The 25,197-nt window shown below is 53.5% G+C and carries 21 protein-coding genes, 2 tRNA genes and 1 rRNA gene; all 24 read left to right on the top strand.

Annotated features, from left to right (window positions below; genetic code table 11):
• Window positions 1-34 precede the first annotated feature (34 nt).
• Complete coding sequence (mfd, locus tag EVJ30_RS12735; RefSeq protein WP_131458687.1) at window positions 35-3,562, top strand: transcription-repair coupling factor; 3,528 nt, start codon at window positions 35-37, stop codon at window positions 3,560-3,562.
• Window positions 3,546-5,093 (top strand): polysaccharide biosynthesis protein, encoded by a 1,548-nt coding sequence (locus tag EVJ30_RS12730; RefSeq protein ID WP_131458688.1) that lies wholly within the window; start codon window positions 3,546-3,548, stop codon window positions 5,091-5,093. Before mfd ends, EVJ30_RS12730 begins: the two co-directional genes overlap by 17 nt.
• Before the next feature lies 1 nt (window position 5,094).
• Window positions 5,095-6,510, top strand: a complete 1,416-nt coding sequence (yabN, locus tag EVJ30_RS12725) for a bifunctional methyltransferase/pyrophosphohydrolase YabN (RefSeq protein ID WP_131458689.1) — start codon at window positions 5,095-5,097, stop codon at window positions 6,508-6,510.
• Window positions 6,507-6,779, top strand: coding sequence for an RNA-binding S4 domain-containing protein (locus EVJ30_RS12720; protein WP_070329377.1), 273 nt, complete (start codon window positions 6,507-6,509; stop codon window positions 6,777-6,779). The genes yabN and EVJ30_RS12720 overlap by 4 nt, the downstream gene beginning before the upstream one ends.
• A 45-nt stretch (window positions 6,780-6,824) precedes the next feature.
• Window positions 6,825-7,199 (top strand): FtsB family cell division protein, encoded by a 375-nt coding sequence (locus tag EVJ30_RS12715; RefSeq protein ID WP_131458690.1) that lies wholly within the window; start codon window positions 6,825-6,827, stop codon window positions 7,197-7,199.
• A gap of 75 nt (window positions 7,200-7,274) precedes the next feature.
• Window positions 7,275-7,829 (top strand): S1 domain-containing RNA-binding protein, encoded by a 555-nt coding sequence (locus EVJ30_RS12710; RefSeq protein WP_070329375.1) that lies wholly within the window; start codon window positions 7,275-7,277, stop codon window positions 7,827-7,829.
• Between the two features lie 198 nt (window positions 7,830-8,027).
• Window positions 8,028-10,430: a YhgE/Pip domain-containing protein gene (locus tag EVJ30_RS12705; RefSeq protein WP_236636090.1), complete on the top strand. Its 2,403-nt coding sequence runs from the start codon at window positions 8,028-8,030 to the stop codon at window positions 10,428-10,430.
• Window positions 10,431-10,573: 143 nt separating this feature from the next.
• Window positions 10,574-10,650 (top strand) — tRNA-Met (locus EVJ30_RS12700).
• Between the two features lie 9 nt (window positions 10,651-10,659).
• Window positions 10,660-10,731, top strand: a tRNA-Glu gene (locus tag EVJ30_RS12695).
• A 69-nt stretch (window positions 10,732-10,800) separates the two neighbouring features.
• Window positions 10,801-12,036: a tRNA lysidine(34) synthetase TilS gene (tilS, locus tag EVJ30_RS12690; RefSeq protein ID WP_236635576.1), complete on the top strand. Its 1,236-nt coding sequence runs from the start codon at window positions 10,801-10,803 to the stop codon at window positions 12,034-12,036.
• Window positions 12,037-12,071: 35 nt separating this feature from the next.
• Complete coding sequence (gene hpt / locus EVJ30_RS12685) at window positions 12,072-12,617, top strand: hypoxanthine phosphoribosyltransferase (protein WP_016509617.1); 546 nt, start codon at window positions 12,072-12,074, stop codon at window positions 12,615-12,617.
• Window positions 12,618-12,723: 106 nt separating this feature from the next.
• A complete protein-coding gene (gene ftsH, locus EVJ30_RS12680) occupies window positions 12,724-14,751 on the top strand; it encodes an ATP-dependent zinc metalloprotease FtsH (protein WP_131458693.1) in 2,028 nt (675 codons plus the stop codon).
• A gap of 94 nt (window positions 14,752-14,845) precedes the next feature.
• Window positions 14,846-15,610 (top strand): type III pantothenate kinase, encoded by a 765-nt coding sequence (locus EVJ30_RS12675; protein WP_131458694.1) that lies wholly within the window; start codon window positions 14,846-14,848, stop codon window positions 15,608-15,610.
• 21 nt (window positions 15,611-15,631) lie between these two features.
• A complete protein-coding gene (gene hslO, locus EVJ30_RS12670) occupies window positions 15,632-16,558 on the top strand; it encodes an Hsp33 family molecular chaperone HslO (protein WP_131458695.1) in 927 nt (308 codons plus the stop codon).
• Between the two features lie 86 nt (window positions 16,559-16,644).
• Window positions 16,645-17,598, top strand: coding sequence for a cysteine synthase A (gene cysK, locus EVJ30_RS12665; RefSeq protein ID WP_131458696.1), 954 nt, complete (start codon window positions 16,645-16,647; stop codon window positions 17,596-17,598).
• Window positions 17,599-17,691: 93 nt separating this feature from the next.
• A complete protein-coding gene (locus EVJ30_RS12660) occupies window positions 17,692-19,071 on the top strand; it encodes an anthranilate synthase component I family protein (protein WP_304984925.1) in 1,380 nt (459 codons plus the stop codon).
• Window positions 19,068-19,652, top strand: a complete 585-nt coding sequence (gene pabA / locus EVJ30_RS12655; RefSeq protein ID WP_131458697.1) for an aminodeoxychorismate/anthranilate synthase component II — start codon at window positions 19,068-19,070, stop codon at window positions 19,650-19,652. Before EVJ30_RS12660 ends, pabA begins: the two co-directional genes overlap by 4 nt.
• Entirely contained in the window at window positions 19,636-20,469 is an 834-nt protein-coding gene (locus EVJ30_RS12650) for an aminotransferase class IV (protein WP_131458698.1), read from the top strand. Before pabA ends, EVJ30_RS12650 begins: the two co-directional genes overlap by 17 nt.
• Window positions 20,466-21,251 carry a dihydropteroate synthase gene (folP, locus tag EVJ30_RS12645; RefSeq protein WP_131458699.1) on the top strand — a complete coding sequence of 262 codons (786 nt, stop codon included), beginning with the start codon at window positions 20,466-20,468 and terminating at the stop codon, window positions 21,249-21,251. The genes EVJ30_RS12650 and folP overlap by 4 nt, the downstream gene beginning before the upstream one ends.
• Window positions 21,244-21,609 carry a dihydroneopterin aldolase gene (gene folB / locus EVJ30_RS12640; RefSeq protein WP_070329365.1) on the top strand — a complete coding sequence of 122 codons (366 nt, stop codon included), beginning with the start codon at window positions 21,244-21,246 and terminating at the stop codon, window positions 21,607-21,609. Before folP ends, folB begins: the two co-directional genes overlap by 8 nt.
• On the top strand, window positions 21,606-22,109 hold the full coding sequence (gene folK, locus EVJ30_RS12635) for a 2-amino-4-hydroxy-6-hydroxymethyldihydropteridine diphosphokinase (protein WP_131458700.1): 504 nt from the start codon (window positions 21,606-21,608) through the stop codon (window positions 22,107-22,109). The genes folB and folK overlap by 4 nt, the downstream gene beginning before the upstream one ends.
• A 22-nt stretch (window positions 22,110-22,131) precedes the next feature.
• A complete protein-coding gene (gene dusB / locus EVJ30_RS12630; protein WP_131458701.1) occupies window positions 22,132-23,127 on the top strand; it encodes a tRNA dihydrouridine synthase DusB in 996 nt (331 codons plus the stop codon).
• A 148-nt stretch (window positions 23,128-23,275) separates the two neighbouring features.
• The gene (lysS, locus tag EVJ30_RS12625; RefSeq protein ID WP_070329362.1) at window positions 23,276-24,766 is read left to right on the top strand and encodes a lysine--tRNA ligase; all 1,491 of its coding nucleotides are present in this window, start codon (window positions 23,276-23,278) and stop codon (window positions 24,764-24,766) included.
• A gap of 320 nt (window positions 24,767-25,086) precedes the next feature.
• Window positions 25,087-25,197: ribosomal RNA gene (locus EVJ30_RS12620) — 16S ribosomal RNA — on the top strand; the annotation flags it as partial.

Below are 25,197 nucleotides of genomic sequence, written 5' to 3'. Positions count from 1 at the left end.
ACCCTTTTTTGTCGTATAAGGTGGAGGAAAACAAATGAACGCTTTAGAGAGATTTATGGTGACACTGCCGGAGACGAACGTGATTCGAGACCGGTTGCCTAAAGTCGACCGTCAACTCGTCACGGGATTGACGACAAGTGCCAAAGCGCTCGTTTTGGCCGGTTTGGCGAAACAGTCGACACGCCGTCTCGTTGTCGTCACCCATAACATGTACCAAGCCCAAAAGATGTTCGACCAGCTTGAGCCACTTGTCGGACCGAGCAAGACGTTGCTCTATCCGATTGACGAGACGCTCGCCGGGGAACTGTCGCTCACATCCAGTCCCGAGCTCCTCGCCGCGCGAATCGAAGCCAGAACACGCCTCCTGACCGAAGAGGGAGGCGTCCTTGTCGTACCGCTCGGTGGCTTGCGTCGTTTCGTGCCGAGTCCGACCGATTGGCTGGCGAGTCATCGGACGATCAAACCAGGGCAAGAGCTTGATTTAAAGCCGTTTGCCTCAACACTGATTGAACTTGGTTACGAGCGGACGGCCACGGTTACGGCGCCAGGTGAGTTTTCGGTCCGCGGCAGTATTCTTGACGTCTATCCGCTCACGGAAGCGAGACCGTATCGAATTGATTTGTTCGACACGGAAGTCGATTCCGTCTTCACGTTCGATGCGGAGACGCAACGGTCGTTAGGTGTCGTTTCGGAAGCGGTCATCACGCCGGCGACCGAGTTCGTCGCATCGGTCGAACAGTTGAAGAAAGCCGGACAAGCGCTCGAACGGCAATACGAAAGGACGCTCGAGCTGATTGAAACCGAGACGATTCGACAAGCGCTTGAATCAGGTATCGCCCGCGACATCGAACAGTTCGGACGCGGTGATGTGCCGGAGAAGCTCGGGAAGTATACGCCGCTACTTTATACGTCGACGCTGCTTGACTATGTGGGTGCTGATTCGGTCCTCATGTTGGACGAAGTGGCACGCATCGAGGACGCGGCGGACGTGCAAGACCGTGAAGAGGCCGAATGGTTCTCGTCACTGATCGAACGCGGGGAGTCGGTCAGCAACTATACCCTCGCCGTGCCGATGCACAAAGTGTTCCGAAGCTTGAAACAAGTCGCGTTCTCGTTGCTGCCATCACGGCGTTCGGGGATCCCGGAGACGAATACGGTCCATCTCAGTTGCCGCCCGCTCCCTGCCTTCCACGGACAGATGCACTTGTTGAAGCAAGAGGTCGAGCGGTGGCAACAAAGTGATCACCGGATCGTTTTCCTCGCCGGGGATCAAATGCGGGCAGACAAAGTCGTGGCGCTCCTGGAAGACTACGGGATCCCGTCCACGTTCACAAACGTTGACGGGGAGCTGTTGCCACGCCATGTCCACGTCATGATCGGACAGGTCGAAGGAGGGTTCGAGTTATCGACGAGCCGCCTCGTCGTCGTCTCGGAAACGGAGCTGTTCAAGCGGGTCACGAAACGGAAACGGCAGACGAAGAATTTGACGAACGCCGAACGGATCAAGAGTTATCAAGAGCTGAAGCCGAATGATCATGTCGTTCATATCCATCACGGAATCGGGAAATACTTAGGTATCAAAACGATCGAAGTCGGCGGGATCCATCAAGACTATCTCCATCTCGTGTACGCCGGGGATGACGCGCTTTACGTGCCGGTCGATCAAATCGACCTCGTCCAAAAGTACGTCGGGGCCGAAGGGAAAGAGCCGAAGATTTATAAACTCGGCGGGACGGAATGGAAGAAGGTCAAATCAAAAGTCGCCAAGTCGGTCGAAGACATTGCCGACGAGTTGATCAAACTTTATGCGGCCCGAGAGGCATCGGTCGGCTTCGCCTTCCCGGCGGACGATGACGAGATGAGCCAGTTCGAATCGACCTTCCCGTACGCCGAGACGGAAGACCAAGTTCGGTCGATCGCCGAGATCAAGGCGGATATGGAACGGTCGCGCCCGATGGATCGCCTGCTTTGCGGTGACGTCGGATATGGCAAGACCGAAGTCGCGATCCGGGCGGCGTTCAAATCCGTTCTCGCGGGCAAACAAGTCGCATTCCTCGTGCCGACAACGGTGCTCGCGCAGCAACATTATGAGACGATGCTCGAACGGTTCAGTGAATTCCCGATCAACGTCTCGGTCATGAGTCGTTTCCGTTCGAAGAGTGAGCTGGCGGCGACGAAAAAAGGACTGAAAGAGGGAACGATCGACGTCGTCGTCGGGACGCACCGCGTGCTGTCGAAAGACGTGACGTTCGCCGATCTTGGCCTTGTCATCATCGATGAAGAACAGCGGTTCGGGGTCAAGCATAAAGAGCGCCTGAAACAGCTGAAGACGAACATCGACGTCTTGACGCTTACGGCGACACCGATTCCGCGGACGCTTCATATGTCGATGATCGGAATCCGTGATTTATCTGTCCTCGAGACACCGCCGGAGAACCGTTATCCGGTTCAGACGTACGTCATGGAATACGACGGCATCGTGTTGCGAGAAGCGCTCGAGCGCGAACTCGCCCGTGGCGGCCAAGCGTTCTTCTTATATAACCGAGTCGAAGGGATCGAGCGGAAAGCCGAAGAGATTCGGGCGCTGTTGCCGGATGCCCGTATCGCGACGGCGCACGGCCGGATGACCGAAACCGAGCTTGAAAGTCAGCTCATCAGTTTTCTTGAAGGAGAAGCCGACGTCCTCGTCTCGACGACGATTATCGAGACCGGCATCGACATCCCGAACGTGAACACGCTCATCGTGCACGACGCCGATAAGATGGGTCTGTCGCAGCTGTATCAGCTTCGAGGACGCGTCGGCCGATCGAACCGGATCGCGTATGCGTACTTCACGTATCGGAAAGACAAGCGGTTGACCGAAGTTGCGGAGAGCCGCCTGCAAGCGATCAAAGAGTTCACCGAGCTCGGCAGCGGGTTTAAGATCGCGATGCGTGATTTATCGATTCGTGGGGCCGGCAACCTGCTCGGTGCCCAACAGTCCGGGTTCATCGACTCGGTCGGGTTCGATCTGTATTCACAGATGTTGTCAGAAGCGATCGAAGAGCGGAAAGACCGCATGCGCGGCCAAGCGAAACAAGTCGTCTTCAAACCGGAAGTCACGTTCCAAGCGGATGCCTACATTCCGGACGATTACTTGTCGGACAGCGAACTGAAGATCGAGATGTATAAGCGGTTCAAATATGTCGATACACCAGAAGCACTGTTCGCGCTTCAAGACGAGCTGATCGAACGGTTCGGAGAATTCCCGGAACCGGTCGCGTTGCTCATCCAACTGACGCGTCTGCGCATTTACGGGGAGCTGGCGAAAGTGACACGGATCAAACAGTCACCAGAGCGGATCGACATCGTGTTATCGATGGAATCGACGACGGCACTCGATGTGCCGTCGTTCATGGAATGGACGATGCCGCTCGGACGGAAACTCGGAGTCGGGCAAGACAACGGGGCGCTCAAGCTGTCACTCAGCGGACGTATGCCGGTTGTCGAGCTGTTGAACGATGCCGACACGGTCCTTGAGGAACTCGTGAAGCGGTTGGTGGTCCATGCGGACGCCAAGTAAGTTTGCGACGGGCGTCGTCTTATTTGCGCTCGCAGGATACATTTCAAAATTTATTAGTTTTGCCTATCGGGTCCCGTATCAAAACATTGCCGGTGATTTTGGGTTATACGCTTACCAGACGGTATATCCGTTTGCGGCGATCGTCGCCTCGCTCGGGATTTACGCGATGCCGGTCGTGATTGCCAAAATCGGGGTCGGGGCACAAGGTCCAAGACAGAAGTTAGAAGTCCTGTGGGGCAGTTTTTATGTGCTCCTCGGCCTCGCTGTCGGCCTCGTGGTCGCGATGTTCGCGCTTGCGCCTGTCATCGCGCGCTTGCTCGGTGACCCCGAACTGGCGACGACGCTCCAAATCATCAGTCTCAGCTACTTGTTGATGCCTGCGCTTGCGGTACTGCGCGGGTCATTTCAATCAATTGATGACTTGCGACCGAGTGCGCTGTCGCAAGTGCTTGAAAACTTGATTCGGGTCGCGGTGTTGCTCGTCTCATTGCTCGTCGGTGTCCACTTTGGACGTGACGCATATGAACTCAGTCGCTATGCCTATGCGGCGACGTTAGTCGGCGGGAGTGTCGCCGTCGTCGTCTTGTCGATTTGGGCGAAAGGGTTCCGAATCGTCGCGGTCCGTGCCACAACACTGCGTGCCGTACTGCGTGTTCTCTTGACGAGCGGGCTTGCGGTCGGATTTGCGTCGCTCGGTATTCTTTGGATGCAACTCGTCGATTCATTCACAATCGTCAATTTGATGGGCGGCGATTATTCGGCCAAAGTGAGTAAAGGCGTGTTCGACCGTGGCTATCCGCTCGTGCAGTTTGCGATCCTCTTCACGACGGCACTCGGGATGGCGAACGTGCCGAACTTAGTCCGCCATTACCGGGCCGGGCGACTCACAGCGACGGCAACGGGCCTCAGTTCGATGATTCGAGTGACGACCACGGTCGCTGCGGCTGCAACGATCGGACTGATGGGCGTCATGTGGCCTTTGAACGTCGCGTTGTTTGAAAATGCTGACGGTACAAGAGCGCTTGTATTGTTGTCGACAAGTACGTTCGCGGCCTCGCTCGCAGTCGCGAGTATGACGTGCCTTCAAGCGATCGACAAAGAGCGGACGGCCGCCTTTGGTATGCTGTTTGCCATGATTGTAAAGTTTGTGATCAATTTGCTGCTCGTTCCGCGTTATGGGATTGACGGGGCGGCAGTCGGTACGTCGCTCGCATTTTTAGCGATGGCAGCCTTTAATTTTAATCGGCTCGATCAGAACATTCCGCTCGGTACGTTTCGATTGCACCATTACGGACTGCTTTTAAAGACCGTCCTGCCCATGGGGATCGTCTTGCTCGGTTTGAACGCGTTAGCGTCTGAGTCACCATCAAACCGCGTCAACGCACTCGGTTGGCTCGGTTTGATGGTGGTGTGCGGCGGCGCTTTGTACGTCTGGCGAGCGGTCAGGGAACAGGTGCTGACGATCGAAGAATGGGAGATGATCCCGTTTGGAAATCGACTCATCAATTTGATTGATAAAAAGGAGACCTAATATGAGTTATGGAATTACCGTCGTCGGACTCGGCTCCGGCGAACTCGAGCAACTTCCGCTCGGGGTATATCGTCATTTGAAACAGCAACCGCTCGTCTGGTTGCGCACGAAAGAACATCCGGTCGTCAAAGAGCTCGAGGCGGAAGGGGTTCATTTTGAATCGTTCGACCACATTTATGAATCAAACGATACATTTGAGGACGTCTATAAACAAATCGTTGAGACGTTGCTCGATAAGAGCGACGAACTGGCGATTACGTATGCGGTCCCGGGCCATCCGTTCGTCGCCGAGCGGACGGTCGAACTGCTCGTCGAACAAGGGGCGGACGTGACGTTCCTCGGCGGACAGAGCTTTTTGGACGCCATGTTTCAAGCGCTCCAGATTGATCCGATCAATGGATTTCAACTGCTCGATGCGACCGCACTCGACGTTGAACGGCTCCAAGTCACGCAGCACGTCTTAATCGGTCAAGTGTACGACGGGTTTGTGGCCGGGGATGTGAAAGTACAATTGATGGAACGTTATCCGGACGAACATCTTGTCAAGCTTGTCACGGCGGCCGGGACGAAACGAGAGCGAATTTCCGAAGTTCCGCTCTACGAGATGGACCGGGTCGCTGAAGTCGACAATTTGACGACGCTCTATGTCCCGCCACTCACTGACGAGACGCACCTCGCGCGGGAGTTTGCGACGTTGACAGACATCATCGCGACACTCCGCGGTCCGAACGGCTGCCCGTGGGACCGAAAACAGACGCACGCATCACTGCGGAAATATTTACTCGAAGAGGCGTATGAGTTGATCGAGGCGATCGACGAAGAGGACGATGATGCGATGATCGAAGAACTCGGAGACGTCTTGCTCCAAGTCATGCTTCACGCGCAAATCGGGGCCGATGAAGGGTACTTTGATATTCGTGACGTGATCGGCGCGATCAGCACAAAAATGGTCCGTCGCCATCCGCACGTCTTCGGTGACGTGACGGTCGCAGACGCCGACGACGTGGTTTCGAACTGGAATGCGATTAAACAAGACGAAAAAGGGGAAAATAAACATTCGCAGCTTGATGGTGTGCTCATGACCCAACCGGGGTTAATGCGTGCCGAGCAACTCCAAAAGAAAGCGGCTCAAGTCGGGTTCGAGTGGGATGACGTAACCGGAGCGTTCGAGAAGCTCGAAGAAGAGTTACAAGAGTGGCGAGAAAGTCCCGAAGATGAACAAGAACTAGGGGACGTACTGTTCTCAGTCGTCAACGTAGCCCGTTATTTCGGGTTGAACGCGGAGCAAGCACTTGAACGGACCAATCAAAAATTCAAGAGACGATTTGAATATATCGAAGCGAACGGATCGCTCAGCGACATGACGCTCGAACAGATGGATCGGCTTTGGGATGAAGCGAAGGAGAAGGGATTATGAGACTAGATAAATTTTTGAAAGTGTCGCGCTTGATCAAACGACGGACGTTAGCGAAGGAAGTGGCCGATCAAGGCCGTATCCGCTTGAATGGCCAAGTCGCCAAGGCCAGTACGGACGTCAAGGCCGGTGATGAGCTCCAAATCCGATTCGGGAATAAGCTGGTGACGGTCATTATCGATTCAATTGCCGAGCATGCCCGGAAAGAGGATGCGAAAGAAATGTACCGGTTGATCAAAGAAGAAAAGGTGAACAGTGGTACGGAAGCATAAAAAAAAGGTATACTGAATATAATAGGTCAAGAGGAAGGTGATTCGATGAATGGACGTAACCCGATGGAACGCAAACAGCGGATTCGGGCTCTCGACGAACGGAGAGAACAGCTGGAAAAAGAACAGAGCCGGCGACGTATCCATCTTCGACGCCGCCTAGCCGTGGCCTCACTTGTCTTTTTGTTGTTGATTGTCTTCATCGGTCAGAGCTATTTCTCAAAGGTCGGATATGTAGCGGATCAAGAGCTAAAGCAAGACGAGGCTCGTGTCGAGCTTCGTGAAACGAAGGAAGAACAAGCGGAGCTAAAAGAGCAGGTTGAACGTTTACAAGACGAAGAATACATCGCCAATCTTGCACGCAACGAGCTGTTGTTCTCGAAAGATGGCGAGATTATTTTTTACTTCTCACCAGAGGAATAAGTAGGTTCGTTGACCGTTGACGAATCGACTCGTATAATTGTAGGGAATCATTCAAAAAAAGGAGTACATTATTTTATGTCAATTGAAGTAGGAAGCAAGGTACAAGGTAAGGTTACAGGGATTACGCATTTCGGAGCGTTCGTAGAGCTCCCGAATGGAAAAACGGGTTTGGTGCACATCAGTGAAGTGGCAGATTCTTATGTCAAAGACATCAATGAAGTCCTAACGGTCGGTCAAGAAGTCACAGTCAAAATCTTGAACATCGAAAGTGATGGCAAAATCGGGTTGTCTATCAAAAAAACTGTCGATCGTCCTGTTAGCGAACGCCCAGAACGTCCAGCCGGCGAACGCTTCTCACGGGGCCCTAGTTCGGGCGGCCCTGGTCAAGGTGGCCCACGTCCGGGCGGTCCACGTCCAGGTGGTCCTGGTCAAGGCCCACGCGGCGGCGGTGGCCCACGCGGTGGCGGCGGTCCCCGTGGCGGTGGCGGCGCGCGTCGTGAAGTACGTCGTGAGCCAGAAACGTTTGATACGTTGATGACCAAGTTCTTGAAAGATAGCGACGAACGCCTTACAACGTTGAAGCGTCAAACTGATTCAAAACGCGGTGGACGTGGAGCCAAGCGCGGGTAACCCTTCGTAAACCATCAGCTTCTACTCGTAACGATAACGCCACGGACACCGGTCCGTGGCTTTTTTTCATGGCGCGACAATTGTCGACGCTTTTTTGTTATGAAAAATAACTAAAAAGGGTTGCAATTTTTCGATGGAGCGAGCACAATAGGGAACATGAAAAATAGTTATGTTTTATAAGTAAAGGTGGAGAAACAAATGAACGGATGGAAGTTGTGGAAAGCAGAATGGCAGAGCATCGGTAAAAATCCGCGGGTATGGATTCCGATTCTCGCGGTCGCGCTCGTGCCGCTCATGTATGCGGGCATGTTCTTGTGGGCATTTTGGGATCCTTACGGCCAAATGAAAGATTTGCCCGTCGCGATCGTCAATGAAGATCAAGGGGCCACGTTTGAAGGGGAGGAACTCGCTGTCGGTGACGAACTCGTCGATAAGTTGACGACCTCGGAAGCGTTCCGATTCGTCGAAGTGTCGAAAGCGGAAGCGGACGCCGGGTTACAAGATCACGCCTTTTACATGGCGATCGAAATCCCGGATGACTTTTCGGAGAAAGCGACGAGCGCGCTGTCCGCTGACCCTGAGCAATTAGAACTTCGGTACATCGCGAACGAGTCGTATAACTTCCTCGCCGCTCAAATCGGAGGTTCGGCGATGGAGCAAGTGAAAGGCGGACTGTCGACTGAAGTGACGAAACAGTACGTCAACGCCATGCGGGACGGATTGAAAACCGTGGCTGATGGATTAGATGAAGCCGCAACCGGTGCGACGGAGCTTGCTGACGGATCAACGACTGCTAAAGAAGGAGCCGTTAAGCTAGCGGACGGCTCGCAACTGCTCGCTTCAAAACAGCGGGAACTAGCGGACGGCGCAGCCAAGCTCGATGACGGACTCGGTGCGCTTGAGTCTGGGGCGGCTGATCTCGTCGACGGGAGCCAACGTATCCAAACCGGGAGTTCCACGCTGTCAGACGGTGTCCATCGTGTCGACGCCGGGGCCGCCGTGCTAAAAGACGGTACGACTCAGCTCGTCGACGGAACGAGCGCGTTCTCTTCGAAGTTAGGCGAGTTGCATAGCGGGACGCAACAGCTTGACGCTGGGATTCATGAACTCGCAGCCGGACTCGAGGACGCACAGGCCGGAAGCGGCCAGCTCGTCAACGGCTCGAACACACTCGCAGAAGCGCTTGGTGCGGCTAGTGCCGGAAACGAAGCACTTGTAGCAGGAACGGTAGGTGTCACCGCTGGCATTGACCAAATGAAAGCGGAGCTGTTAGGCCAGCAAGAGCAACTGATCGCCAAGTTGTCTGCGCTCGCCGAATCCGGCACGCCCGCAACGCCAGACGTGTTACAAGCCATCGTCGCCGAGTTGTCTACAGGCATGCAGGCAACGGAAGCGGGATTCACATCGCTTTCAGAGGGCGCGTCTCGTATCACGGAAGGCCAAACGACACTCGGGGACGGGTTGGGACAAGCAGAAGCCGGTGCCACTGAACTCGCGGCCGGATTGGTTGCGTTGAATGACGGACAGACTCAGCTCGTCAACGGGGCCGCGGCGCTGAGCGAGGGGTCAGGTCAAATCGAGCAAGGTATCAAAACCGCGATGGATCGTTCGGGTGAACTTGCATCGGCAAGCATTCAATTGAACGAAGGCGTGACGACGCTTCATGACGGGACGACGGAACTGGCGTCGGGGAGTGATCAATTGGCTGACGCCACGCTCGCCTTATCTGAAGGAAGTACGAAACTCGCCAACGGGGTCAAAACGGCCGGTCAAGGAACGGGTACCCTCGCTGAAGGGGCATCTCGTCTGGCCGAAGGAGGTCAAGCGCTCGGTTCTGGAAGTTCGGACCTGGCGGAAGGTCTGACTGAACTAGAGTCCGGTAACGGAAAACTTCGTGACGCCTTACTCTCGGGTGCGGAAGCGGCTGACGTCGACATCCGCGATGAGAACGTTGAAATGATGGCGGGGCCGATTCAAATCGTGAACGACTCGATTCATCACGTACCGAACTACGGGACAGGATTTGCACCATACTTCATGTCGCTCGGTCTCTTTGTCGGGGCGCTCTTGTTGTCAATCGTCTATCCGCTCTATGATCCGGCTGGCAAACCGAAGCGGAGTTTATCTTGGTTGTTATCGAAATCGGGCGTATTAATCGTCGTCGGTTTTGTTCAGGCGCTCGTCTTAAACGTGGCGATGATGACTTTGCTCGGACTCGAGGTCGAGTCACCGCTTCGCTTCTTCGGTTTCAGCTGGCTCGTCAGTATTACGTTCTTATTGATTGTTCAGTTGCTCGTCACGACGCTCGGGAACCCGGGACGGTTCGTTGCCATCGTCTTATTGATTCTTCAATTGACGACGTCGGCCGGGACGTTCCCGCTTGAATTGATTCCACGTGCCTTGCAGCCGTTCAACGCGTTACTTCCAATGACGTATACGGTGGCCGGCTATAAAGAGATTTTGTCGGCGGACGGGCTCAGTTATTTACAAGGGGCGATTCTATACTTGGCGCTCGTGTCGGTCGGTTGCTTCTTCTTGCTCTGGGGATATTTCCGCATCGCTTGGAAGAAAAAATATCGCCCGGCTCCGTCGGAAGCGTGATGCACAATCAACCGAAAATCGTGTATAGTGTATGAAATGGCACTATACACGATTTTTTGTGAAAAAAGTTTTAAAAAAGAATTGACACGGACGTGGCTACTGGTTATTATAGAAAATGTGCTTAGGACACAACACAATAACATGGCGGTGTAGCTCAGCTGGCTAGAGCGTACGGTTCATACCCGTGAGGTCGTGGGTTCGACTCCCTCCGCCGCTACCATTTTATTTAGGCCCGTTGGTCAAGCGGTTAAGACACCGCCCTTTCACGGCGGTAACACGGGTTCGAATCCCGTACGGGTCACTTACCTAAGCGAAAAGAAGCCATCTCAAGTTGAGATGGCTTCTTTTGTTATACCAAGGAGGAGCGACGATGACGAAAGTGCTGATGGCCGTATCGGGTGGGGTGGATTCAATCGTCTTGTTAGACCGCGTCGTGAGAAGCGGTGCTGACGTCGGGATCGCCCACGTCCATCATGGACTTAGGCCCGAGTCCGATGAAGAGTTCGAGTTCGTGAGACAGTTGGCGAAAGCGTACGGTGTGCCGTTTCACGGGAAGCGTCTTGCGTTTCCGGACGGGGGATCACAAGCCGTCTATCGGGCGGCGCGGTATGCATTTTTTGAAACGGTCATGCGTGAAGACGGGTATACCGAACTGATGACGGCTCATCACGGCGATGACGAGCTCGAAACGGTACTCATCCAGCTTCATCGAAACGTCGTCGAAGTGACTGGGATCCCGGAACGTCGACCGTTCGCCGGAGGGACGATTGTTCGTCCGTTGCTGACGGAAACAAAACGACAGCTCTTGGCGTATGCGTCAGCGAACGGACTCGTCTGGCGAGAAGACGCGACGAATGAGCAGACGGATTACTTGCGCAACAAGATCAGACACCACATCATCCCGCGGCTGCTCGATGTTTGGCCGAACGTGGTTCAAGACGTCGGTCAGGCGGCCCGTCGACAGCGTGAGATTTGGCATAAGCGCTACGACGACGTCGGGAAGTGGATGGTGCGCTACGTCCGTTGTGATATGAAAACGTTTCATGTGAAACTTGAAGACGTGGCCAGTTTGAACGGGCCCGAACGATACGTACTCGGCCGACTCTTATCGGCTAGATATGGTGTCGAGATGGGCGAAGGGATCAGTCGGCTTCTGGACAGTCCAAAAGGGACGGGCCGTTACGACCTTGAAGGCGGCTCTCGATTACAAAAGTATGATGGGGTGATCAGCCTCGTCCCACATACCGATCCAGTGCTGACTGAAGCACCGGGTGACCGAGTGATCTCGAGCCTCCCGGTCCAGGCGTCTTTTGGCGACCGCGGGCTCTCACTTGAAGTCGTCACAGGCAAGGATGGGATCCCGCTCGAGGCGCTCACGTTCCCGTTGACCGTCCGCTCCGTCCGACCAGGGGATGTGATGAAACTCTCGATCGGGACGAAAAAAGTCGCCCGAATCTTGATCGATGCGAAAATTCGTCGTGAAAATCGTCCGTTTGTCCCCTTAGTAGTTGACGCGACAGGGAGGATTGTCGCTATAGTAGGAGTAAGAGTTTCGGATTTTCCGGATAAGTCAGATGCGATTTGCCCACGATTAATGGTAAAATGATGATTGTGTCGGATTAGAAAGAGGAGGATTTCAAGATGTCATTAATGAACGATATGGAAAAGGTGCTTATTTCAAGTGAAGAGATTCAAGTAAAGGTGAAAGAACTCGCAACAACGCTCAGCGAAGAATATAAAGAAGAGTTTCCGCTTCTCGTTTGCGTATTGAAAGGCGCGATGCCGTTCATGTCGGACCTCGTCAAAGAGATGGACATCCATTTAGAGATGGACTTCATGGACGTATCGACGTATCACGGTGGAACGTCATCGACAGGTGAAGTGAAAATCGAGAAAGATTTAAACACGTCTGTAGAAGGACGAGACATCCTGATTGTAGAAGATATCATTGATAGCGGGCTCACGCTCGGCTATCTCGTCGATCTCCTCAAATATCGGAAAGCCAAGTCGGTGAAGATCGTCACGTTGCTCGATAAACCGACGGGTCGCAAGAACGGTCTATCGGCAGACTATAGCGGGTTCGTGATTCCGCACGAGTTTGTCGTCGGCTACGGTCTCGATTACGAAGAGAAATATCGTAACCTTCCTTACGTCGGTGTGCTCAAGCCGAGTGTTTACGGGGGCTAACGTTTTTCTTTTGAAAATGTGACGTGTTAAGATAAAAGAAATACCCCAAAGTATACACATATACTGAATGGGCGAGAACATCGTTTCTCGGAATAGGAGGCAGAGAATGAATCGTGCAGTGAAAAACACCTTAGTGTTCGGTGTGATTTTCCTGGCCTTGATCTTGTTCCTTCAATATTTACAGAACCCGAGTAGCCAGAGCGAAACGCTCTCTTATTCGAAGTTCTTAGAATATGTGGAAGACGATCGGATCGAAACGGCAACCGTACAGGAAATCCCGGGAGCCATCTCAATTACAGGTGACCTTACAGGAGATGAAGACCAGCGTTATGAAACGAATATCCCGGCCAACGAGGCCGAATACGCCGAAGTACTCTCGCAACTTCGTGCGAATACCGACATTCAAATCGAAGAATCAGAGTCGAGTGGTAGCTGGTTTAGCATCGTATTCGCGATCTTACCGTTCATCATCATCTTCATCTTGTTCTTCTTCTTGCTCAACCAAGCCCAAGGCGGCGGTGGTGGCGGTCGTGTGATGAACTTCGGGAAATCGAAGGCGAAACTCTACGACCAAGAAAAACGTCGTGTAACGTTTGATGACGTTGCCGGGGCGGATGAGGAGAAACAAGAACTCATCGAAGTCGTCGAATTCTTGAAAGACCCTCGCAAGTTCTCGCGACTTGGAGCGCGGATTCCGAAAGGCGTCTTGCTCGTCGGTCCTCCGGGAACAGGTAAGACGTTACTCGCTCGTGCAGCTGCAGGAGAAGCCGGTGTACCGTTCTTCTCGATCTCAGGTTCTGACTTCGTCGAAATGTTCGTCGGTGTCGGGGCGTCGCGTGTCCGCGACTTGTTCGAGAATGCGAAAAAGAACGCACCGTGTATCATCTTCATCGATGAGATCGATGCGGTCGGACGCCAGCGTGGTGCCGGTCTTGGTGGTGGCCACGACGAGCGTGAGCAAACGCTCAACCAACTTCTCGTCGAGATGGATGGATTTAGTGACAACGAAGGAATCATCATGATTGCCGCGACGAACCGTCCGGACATTCTTGACCCGGCCCTTCTTCGTCCAGGTCGATTCGACCGTCAAATCACGGTTGACCGCCCGGATGTTAAAGGCCGTGAAGCAGTACTCAAAGTTCACGCCCGTAACAAACCGCTCGATTCGACAGTTGACTTGAAGTCGATCGCGCAGCGGACGCCTGGATTCTCAGGTGCTGACCTTGAAAACTTGTTGAACGAAGCAGCGCTCGTCGCAGCCCGGTCTGACCGTTCAGCGGTCTCGGTCGTGGATGTCGAGGAAGCGATTGACCGTGTCATCGCTGGTCCTTCTAAGAAGAGCCGCGTCATCTCGGAGAAAGAACGCCAAATCGTCGCCTATCATGAGGCGGGTCATACGATTATCGGGATTGAACTTGAGAACGCAGACGAAGTACACAAAGTGACAATCGTCCCACGTGGAAATGCTGGCGGATACGTCGTCATGCTTCCGAAAGAAGATCGTTACTTCATGACGAAACCTGAACTCGAAGATAAAATCGTTGGTCTCCTTGGGGGGCGCGTGGCGGAAGACGTCATCTTCGGTGAAGTATCGACAGGAGCAAGCAATGACTTCCAACGCGCGACTGGTATCGCTCGGAAGATGGTCATGGATTACGGGATGAGCGACAAGCTCGGACCGCTCCAACTTGGATCGAACCATGGAGGACAAGTCTTCTTAGGTCGCGATTTCCAAACGGAACAAAACTACTCGGATGCGATTGCACAAGATATCGACCTCGAGATCCGGGACATCATCAACCGTTGTTACGCGAAAGCAAAACAGATTTTGACGGACCGTAAAGACGATCTCGAGCTCGTCGCGAAGACGTTGCTCGAAGTCGAGACGCTCGATTCGAAACAGATTCGTCACTTGATCAAGACGCGCGAATATCTTCCGCACGAACCGGAAGAGCCGTCTGAACCATCGAAAGATGATGCAAGCGATGAGGCGAAGAAAGATGAGGCGGCCGTCAAGCACGGACAAGTCATCGATCAGCCTGGAGTCGTTCAAGAAGCGAAGCCGGACGTTGTCCCTGAAGGCGATAAGCCGGAAGCGACACCGACGGAACGCCCGAACAACGAATCACGGTAAGTGTAAGAGACGAATGCCCTAAATAAGGCATTCGTCTTTTTTCGTGTTATAATTCGATCGAACTGTAATTGACAACAAAGTGAGGAACCATATCATGATTTTAGTGATCGATGTTGGGAATACAAATATTGTCCTCGGGATGTACGATGGTGAGACGCTCGTCCATCATTGGCGCATCTCGACGGACCGCACGAAAACGACCGACGAGTACGGTATGCTCGTCAAGTCGCTGTTTGACCACTCGAACGTCTCGTTTGACCAAATCGACGGCGTCATTTTGTCTTCGGTTGTTCCACCGGTCATCTTCCCGCTCGAACAGATGTCGCAGCGCTACTTCAACGTCCGGCCGATCGTCGTCGGTCCCGGCGTGAAAACAGGTCTCGACATCCACGTCGATAATCCGCGTGAAGTCGGGGCGGACCGCATCGTCAACGCGGTCGCAGGTATTGCCAAGTACGACGGTCCATTGATCATCGTCGACTTCGGTACGGCGACGACGTATTGCTATATCGATGACAACCGCCGCTACCATGGCGGGATCATCTCCCCGGGGATCATGATCTCGGTTGAGGCGCTCTATCAACGGGCTGCGAAATTACCGCGCATCGAGCTCGCGACCCCGCCGACCGTCGTCGGAAAAAATACGATCCAAGCGATGCAATCGGGCACGTATTACGGGTATGTCGCCCAAGTCGACGGCATCGTCAGTCGCGTCAAGCGTGAAGTCGGGGAAGCGACCGTCATCGCGACTGGTGGGCTGGCCCGTTTGATCAGTGAACATGCTGAAACGATTGACGTCGTCGACTCGTTCTTGACGCTCGATGGACTTCGTCTCATCTATGAGCGCAACCAGAAATAAACTTTAAAGGAGTTACTCAATATGATTCAACCAGAACAACAAGCGTTACTTGACCAAATGAAAGACGACTATCTCGTCCGTGCCCTCGGGTTCGGTGGAGAAGTCCGGGCGTTCGCCGTACGGACGACAAAAACGATTTTCGAAACGCAACTTCGCCATCAGACGACACCAGTCGCCTCAGCCGCGCTCGGGCGGACGATGACGATCGGGACGATGATCGGTTCGATGCAAAAAGGAGCCGCGCGCGTTACCCTAAAAGTCGAAGGCGATGGACCGATCGGGAAAATTATCGTCGATGCGGACACGGCAGGAGACGTCCGCGGATACGTGTCACATCCGCGTGTCGAAGGCGGAACATTCGTCAACGACCACGGATTGACGAAGTTGAAAGTCGGCGATGTCGTCGGCCGCGGCACGATCTCGGTCATCAAAGACCTCGGGCTAAAAGACTTCGTTGGCGGTTCGTCCGAAATTCAAACGGGTGAGATCAGTGAAGACTTCACGTACTACTTCGCGACGTCGGAACAAGTGCCTTCAGTCGTCGGAGCTGGTGTGCTCGTGCTTCCAGAAGATGAATCGATTTTAGCTGCCGGCGGGATTATCGTCCAGTTGATGCCGGACGCTTCAGAGCAAACGATTCAAGCGTTAGAAGACGCATTGAAAACGTTCCCGCCAGTGTCGGTTCTCATCGGAGAAGAGAAGACACCAGAAGAGATGCTACAGATGTTACTCGGAGATAGTTTAGAAGTGCTCGACCACCAAGCGGTACAGTTCAACTGTACGTGCAGCCGGGATCGGATGGAAAGTGCGATCATCGGGCTCGGTACCGAAGAGATCCGTCAAATGATCGAAGAAGACGGTGGCGCCGAGGCGGTTTGCCACTTCTGTGGCGAAAAGTATCACTTCTCGGCTGAACAGCTCGAAGTGATGAAACAGCAAGCTCGCTGAGGCTGTCGTTCCAAATTGCATATTTTCAATCCGATAGGGTATTATTACAATATCGGAATAGTCGGAATTATGAAGGAGGAAATGAAATGCGTATCGTAGATTCAGTGACAGACTTAATTGGAAAGACTCCGGTCGTGAAGTTGAACGGGCTGACTGGACCGGATGACGCGACGGTTTACATGAAGTTGGAATATATGAACCCTGGTTCGAGTGTAAAAGACCGGATCGCCTTAGCGATGATCGAGGCCGCTGAGGAAGAAGGCGTCTTAAAGCCGGGTGACACAATCATCGAGCCGACGAGTGGGAACACGGGCATCGGACTCGCAATGGTCAGTGCCGCTAAAGGCTATAAGGCAATTCTCGTCATGCCGGAAACGATGAGTATGGAACGTCGCAATCTGCTTCGTGGATACGGTGCCGAGCTGATTTTGACGCCTGGTCCTGAGGGGATGGGCGGAGCGATTCGCCGGGCGACAGAAGAAGCTGAGAAAAACGGCTACTTCCTCCCGCAACAATTCAATAATGCGGCCAACCCGAATGTCCATGAAATGACGACCGGCCCTGAGATCGTCGATGCGTTCGACGCGTCAGGTCTTCAAGTCGATGCGTTCATCGCTGGTGTCGGTACAGGCGGAACGATCACAGGAGCGGGTAAAGTATTGAAAGCCCACTATCCGGACGTGCAAATTTTAGCGGTCGAACCGGTCGACTCTCCAGTCCTATCTGGCGGGAAGCCAGGACCTCATAAAATTCAAGGCATCGGGGCCGGGTTTATCCCGTCGATTTTAGACACTGAGATTTACGAAGGTGTCCTTCAAATCACGACAGAGCAGGCGTTCGAGTACGCGCGTCTCGCGGCTCGGACGAACGGTGTGCTCGGTGGCATCTCGTCAGGTGCAGCCATCGCGGCCGCGGTCGATACGGCGAAGCGCCTTGGGAAAGGCAAAAACGTGCTCGCGATCATCCCGTCAAACGGAGAACGCTACCTTAGCACGCCGCTCTATCAGTTCGACGAAGAATCAGATAGCGTTCGCGCATAACAAACGGCAGTTACCAGAAGACATCTTCTTTCGGTAACTGCCTTTTCTTGTGTACAATTAGAGGCATGAATGAGTGGAACGGGGGGATTTGACGTGAGAACGACAGCGTTCAAAACGATGCGAACGACAAAAGAGAGAATGTATGAGACGTATATGACGTTGACGGAAGCGGGCGAGCGCTATGCGTGGCTCGAGAGCGGGAGGGCTGGACGTTACACGATGGCCGGAATCGAGCCGTTCGGTGCGCTTCACGTGAAAGATGGGACTGGAACGCTCGTCATTTCAGATAAGACCGAGACGTTTTATGGCCAACCGCTCGACATCGTCGAGCAAGTGCGGGCCCGTTACGTTGCCGCAAGACCAGAAGGAGCACCGCCATTCTTCGGCGGGATGATCGGTTATGTCAGTTACGATGTCGCCCGGACACTCGAACGCTTGCCGCGTCAAGCCGAAGATGATTTAGGGACGCCCGACGTCTCGTTCTTGTTGTTTGATGAAGTGGCGGTATTCGACGAAGCGACGTCGCTCCTCTATTTGCTGGTCACCGCCGATGAAGAAGTAGAAGCGAAGCTCGAGCGCTGGGCTGCCATATGGCAGACGGAGACGCATTACACGTTCGGACCGGTCGCGCAAGCGCCACTCGAGCGAGCGCGTTCTCTATCGCAAGGTGAATTCGTCGAAGCTGTGCAGAAAATTCAAGACTACATCGTCGAAGGCGACGTGTTCCAAGTGAATCTGAGCGTCCGCCAATCGGAAGCGCTGCTCGGGGACCCACGCCACGTCTATGACACATTGCGCCAAATGAATCCCTCACCGTATATGGGGTACTTCGTCGATGATTTTTTGACGATGGTGTCGGCCTCGCCAGAACTGTTGATTGAGAAACACGGGACGTCGATCTCGACACGCCCAATCGCCGGGACACGGCCGCGCGGACGGGACGAGGCAGAAGATATGGAACTAGCGCGGACGTTGCTCGACAACGAGAAAGAGCGGGCCGAGCACGTCATGCTCGTTGATTTGGAGCGGAACGACCTCGGGAAAGTGGCGGCTTATGGGACGGTGCACGTCGACGAATTGATGGTCATCGAGAAGTACTCACACGTCCAGCACATCGTTTCGAACGTGCGCGGCACGATGCGAGACGGTGTGTCCGGGTCAGAGGCGCTCGGGGCGATGTTCCCGGGCGGAACGATTACCGGTGCCCCGAAAATTCGGACGATGGAAATCATCGAGGAACTTGAACCGGTTCGACGTGGGATTTACACGGGTTCGTTTGGCTGGATCAGTTGGGACGACGACCTCGTCTTTAACATCACGATCCGGACGATGGTCGTCAAAGACGGGATGGCCCACGTCCAGGCCGGGGCAGGGATCGTCATCGACTCCGACCCGGTCGCTGAATATGAAGAATCGTTGTCGAAAGCGAAGGCGCTATGGGCCGCGAAAGAAATGACGGAGGCGACGGTATGATTTTACTCATCGATAACTACGACTCATTCACGTACAACTTGGTTCAATACTTTGGTGAGCTTGGAGAGGACTTGATCGTGCGTCGTAATGACGACATTACGATCGAAGAGATTAAACAGATGGGTCCGAGTTATCTCGTCATCTCGCCAGGTCCGCGGACGCCGAACGAAGCGGGGATCAGCGTCGACACGATTCGGACGTTTGCTGGGAAGATCCCGATTTTAGGGGTGTGTCTCGGTCATCAAGCGATCGGTCAGGCGTTCGGCGGGAAAGTCGTCCATGCGGACCGCCTCATGCACGGGAAGACGTCACCGATCGAACATGACGGCAAGACGTTATTTAAAGACATCCCACAGCAGACGATCGTGACGCGTTATCATTCGCTCGCCGTCGAGCGCACTTCATTGCCGTCCTGCTTAGAAGTGACGGCTGAGACGAGCACGGGAGAGATCATGGCGCTACGCCATAAAGAGTTGCCGATCGAGGGCGTCCAATTCCATCCTGAAGCCATCTTGACGGAACATGGGAAAGACATGATTAAAAACTTTATCGAGGCGTATCGTCATGTGGCTTTGGCATAACGGCGAACTGCGCGGCAGTTCAGAAGTGACGGTGCCGGTTCACGACCACGGTTTTTTGTACGGGATGGGGTTGTTCGAGACGTTCCGGACGTTTGACGGGGTCCCGTTCTTGTTCGACCTCCATTGGGACAGGCTTGAGAAAAGCATGGACGCTCTTTGGATCGATCTACCTTATACGAAGCAGGAGATCGTGCAGGCGATTCAAGACGTCGTGCGTCAAAACGAGGCGCCGAACGTATATATCCGACTGAACGTCTCCGCCGGTGTCGCTCCGCTCGGTCTGCACGACGGGCGTTACTCACGGCCGAACGTGACGCTGCTCGTCAAACCGTTACCGGAAACGTTCGAACCGACCGAGAAACGGCTTGAGGCACTCCCGTTTCCGAGAAGTCGACCGGAAGCGGCGTTCCGTTTGAAGTCACATCACTATATGAACAACATCCTTGGAAAACGTGCCTTGGTCGACCGGGAAGCGGAAGGTTTGTTCGCGGACGAGGCGGGACGTGTCGTCGAGGGACTCGTCTCAAACATCTTTTGGGTGGAACAGGATGGGCGGCTATGGACGACGCCGCTCGCGACCGGGGCGCTTGCGGGCGTGACCCGGCACTGGCTGATGGAGACGTTTGACGTGCTCGAACGTGACGTGACGTTTAAAGAACTCGAGCATGCATCCGAAATTTGGCTCACGAACTCGGTGCAACAAATCGCACCGGTCACCGCTTATGCCGGCCGGACGTATCCGGGCAAGCAGGGTGCTCGATTTACAGCGTGTTGGTCCGAGTTACGACGAGCAATTGAAAGCGAGGGAACAGCATGACAAAAATTATGGGCATTTTAAACGTGACGCCAGATTCGTTTTCAGACGGTGGGCGTTATAACGCAGTCGAGCAAGCGCTCGAACACGCTAAACGGCTCGTTCAGGACGGGGCCGATGCGATCGACGTCGGAGGCGAGTCGACAAGGCCGGGCGCACAGTTCGTCACGGCGGATCAAGAGATCGACCGCGTTGTCCCGGTCATTCGCCGCTTGAAAGAGGAGCTTGACGTCCTGATCTCGATCGATACGTACAAACCTATCGTTGCGCGAGCGGCACTTGAAGCGGGCGCTGACATCATCAATGATGTGTGGGGGTCGAAGTGGGACGATCAATCGATGGGAGAAGTGGCCAAAGAGTTTAACGTCCCGATCATTTTGATGCATAATCGAGACAACCGAAACTATGGACACTTCATCGAAGAAGTCGTCGGCGACATACAAGAATCAATCGCGATCGCCCGTGCCGCCGGTGTTTGTGATGACCAGATTTGGTTAGACCCCGGCATCGGCTTCGCCAAAGACTACAACCAAAACTTAGAGCTCATGAATCGGCTCGACGTCATCACGAATCTCGGGTTCCCCGTTCTGCTCGGGACATCGCGAAAATCGTTCATCGGCCAGACACTTGATTTACCGACCGAGGAGCGGGTCGAAGGGACGGTCGCGACGACATGTCTCGGGATTGTGAAGGGGTGCGCCTGGGTACGGGTGCACGATGTGTTAGAGAACAAACGAGCGTCACGGATGATGGATGCGATGTTAGGAGGCGGACAAGTTGGATAAGATGTTTGTGAACGGGATGCGTTTTTACGGTTACCACGGTGTATTTGAAGAAGAGAACCGGCTCGGTCAGCGATTTAATATTGATTTGATGTGTGAGTTAGACCTGGCCCCTGCCGGCCAGTCCGATAATTTGGAAGACGGCGTCAGCTATGCCGGACTCTATCAACTGACAGAAGACATCGTCACAGGCGAGGCGGTCAACTTACTCGAAGCACTCGGTGAACGGATCACGACGGCCGTGCTCGCCCACAGTGACAAGATTCAAAGTGTGACGGTCAAGGTCATCAAACCGGATCCACCGATTCCGGGCCATTACGATTCGGTCGCGATCGAGATGACGCGGAGGCGTAACGGATGATGTATGTGGCGCTTGGTTCGAATATCGGTGAACGGGAGCGTTATTTGTTCGGTGCCCTTCAAGAGATGGAGGCGGCCGGTCTTCATGTGACGAAGCAATCGAATGTATACGAGACGGCACCGGTCGGCTATAAAGATCAACCATCGTTTTATAACATGGTCGTCGAAGTCGAGACATCGCTAGGGGCGGACGATGCGCTCGTTCGTCTCCAACAGGTTGAACGTGGTCTTGGGAGAGAGCGTCTGTTTAAGAACGGGCCGCGTACGATCGACCTTGACATCTTGCTCTATAACGGCGAATATATACAATCGAAGCACTTAACTGTTCCGCATCCGCGAATGCATGAACGTGCTTTTGTCCTTGCCCCGCTCGCGGAGATTGCTCCGACGCTCGAGGTTAATGGGAAGACGGTTCGACAATTATGCGACGCCTTGCCGGAATCGGAGCGGCGCGACGTCGTACGTCTACAGTCGTTAACGTCATTAGTCGGTTCTGTTTAACGCTATTGAAGGAAGTGAAGCAATGTCAGGGTTCAAAATTGGTAACGTTGATATAAAAAATCGGGCGGTCCTCGCCCCGATGGCCGGAGTGACGAACCCGGCATTTCGTTTGATTGCGAAGGAATTCGGTGCCGGACTCGTTTGTGCGGAGATGGTCAGCGACAAAGGGATTTTATTTGAAAACGCGAGAACGCTACGCATGTTATACGTCGATGAGCGCGAAAAGCCGCTCAGCCTGCAAATTTTTGGCGGTTCGAAAGACACGCTCGTGAAAGCGGCGCAATACGTGGATCAAAATACGAACGCCGATATCATCGACATCAACATGGGATGTCCGGTCCCGAAAGTCACGAAATGTGAAGCGGGTGCCAAGTGGCTCCTCGATCCGGATAAGGTTTATGAGATGGTGAACGCTGTATCGAAGGCGGTGGACAAACCGGTGACCGTCAAGATGCGCACCGGCTGGGACAGTCAGCACATCTACCTCCTAGATAACGTCAGAGCGGCCGAATCCGGTGGCGCGGCGGCGATCGCGATTCACGGACGGACGCGGTCCCAATTGTATGAAGGAACAGCCAACTGGGAGCTTATTGGTGAGGCGAAGAAAATTGCCGGCATCCCGATTATCGGGAACGGTGATATTACGACGCCGCAACAAGCGAAGCATGCCCTCGACCATTACGGTGTCGATGCGGTCATGATCGGGCGGGCTGCCCTCGGAAATCCATGGATGCTCTATCAGACGGTGCAGTACCTCGAGACGGGTGAACTTCCGGTCGAGCCGAAGGCACGCGAGAAAATTGACATTTGCATGCTGCATCTCGATCGTTTGATCGACTTGAAAGGTGAGGTGGCGGCGGTTCGTGAAATGCGTCAACACGTGGCCTGGTACTTGAAAGGTCTCAAAGGGAACGGGCCGGTCCGTAAGCAAGTCTTTGAGTTGGAATCACGGGATGCCGTCGGGAGTGTGCTCTACGATTTCGTCGGACAGATCGAGAACGCGCCACAAGAAGTGTGAACTAGTGTAAAAAAGTGATTTATGGTAAGCTTGTTTGGCGAAAAAGTGATACGCAAAGAGCGAACAGCTTAGGCTGTGCTGTTGGCCGTGAGGTCGACAGCTTTTTGTTAGGAACAAACCCAATATGTATAGAGGAGTGAATGGAGTAGTGAGTCACGAGTTGGAAATGAACGACCAAATGCAGGTTCGATTTGAAAAGATGACTGAGATGCGCGCGCAAGGTCTCGACCCGTTCGGACATCGGTTCGAACGCTCAGCCCATGCTGGTGAATTACATGAGCAATATGAAGCGATTGAGAAAGAGGCGCTCGCTGAGCAAGACGTAGAAGTCACGCTCGCAGGACGGATTATGACGAAACGTGGAAAAGGGAAGGTCTTCTTCGCCCACATCCAAGACGTCACGGGACAGGTTCAAATTTACGTCCGTAAAAATGACGTAGGGGATGAGGCGTTTGATTTGTTCAAATCGTCTGACCTCGGTGATATTGTCGGCGTGAAAGGTAAGCTGTTCAAAACGAATGTCGGCGAGTTATCGATTCACGTCGAGACGTTTGAACTTTTGACGAAAGCGCTCCGTCCGCTTCCAGACAAATATCATGGCTTAAAAGATGTCGAACAACGTTATCGTCAACGTTATCTCGATTTGATCACGAACAATGATTCGCGCCAAACATTCATTTTGCGTAGCCGAATCATTTCAGAGATCCGTAACTTCTTGAACCATCGCGGTTACTTAGAAGTTGAGACACCGATGCTCCATACGATTGCAGGCGGAGCAGCTGCCCGTCCGTTCTTGACGCACCATAACGCCCTCGATATGGAACTTTATATGCGCATCGCGATCGAGCTTCACTTGAAGCGCCTCATCGTCGGTGGCCTTGAGCGTGTTTATGAGATTGGCCGTGTCTTCCGTAACGAAGGTATCTCGACACGACACAACCCAGAGTTCACAATGATCGAGCTCTATGAAGCGTACGCTGATTACAACGACATCATGGATTTGACAGAAGAACTCGTTGCGCACGTTGCTAAAGAAGTACTCGGTACGACAGACGTGAAGTATGGAGAAGATACGATCCATCTTGGTGTCGGTTGGAAGCGGGCCCATATGGTCGACTTGGTTAAAGAAGAGATGGGTGTCGACTTCTGGCAGCAGATGTCTGATGAACAGGCACGTGAACTTGCGAAAGAGCACGGAGTAGAAGTCCAAGACCATATGACGTTCGGTCATATCGTCAACGAGTTCTTCGAACAAAAAATCGAAGAGACGTTGCTTCAACCTACGTTCGTCACGGGACATCCGGTCGAAGTGTCGCCGCTTGCGAAGAAGAACGATCAAGACCCGCGCTTCACAGATCGCTTCGAGCTGTTCATCGTTCGTCGTGAACACGCGAACGCGTTCACAGAGTTGAACGATCCAATCGATCAACGTGAGCGCTTCGAAGCCCAACTACTTGAAAAAGAAGCTGGGAACGATGAGGCCCATGAACTTGATAACGACTTCCTAGAAGCGCTCGAGTACGGGATGCCGCCAACAGGTGGTCTCGGAATCGGGATTGACCGTCTTGTCATGTTGCTCACAGACGCACCATCGATTCGCGACGTATTGCTCTTCCCGACAATGCGTCACCAACAGTAACAAGTTACGACCTCTCACCATTGCGGTGAGAGGTTTTTGGTTTCTACAGCCAAGCTATAACGTGGCAGGAAACTTTTTCAGAAAAACTTTTACCGAAACTATTGCATTCTATTTGAGGATGGGTTAAAGTAATAAACGTTGCCGCTGATGGCAGCGGAAAAGAATTAAAAAAGTGGTTGACAACTGTGTCGATGACTTGTAATATTGTAAGAGTCGTTAAGAGCGACAGACGAACTTTGAAAACTGAACGATGAGGCAAAAAAGTTTTACAAGTTTTGATTGAAGCGCAAGCTTCGTCATTTTTAAGAGCTATATCAAATTCTTTGGAGAGTTTGATCCTGGCTCAGGACGAACGCTGGCGGCGTGCCTAATACATGCAAGTCGAGCGCAGGAAATCGACGGAACCCTTCGGGGGGAAGTCGACGGAATGA

The sequence above is a fragment of the Exiguobacterium sp. SH5S13 genome (assembly GCF_004337085.1).
In the GTDB taxonomy this organism is placed as follows: Bacteria; Bacillota; Bacilli; order Exiguobacteriales; family Exiguobacteriaceae; genus Exiguobacterium; species Exiguobacterium aurantiacum_A.
This window is presented reverse-complemented; position numbering and strand designations above follow the sequence as displayed.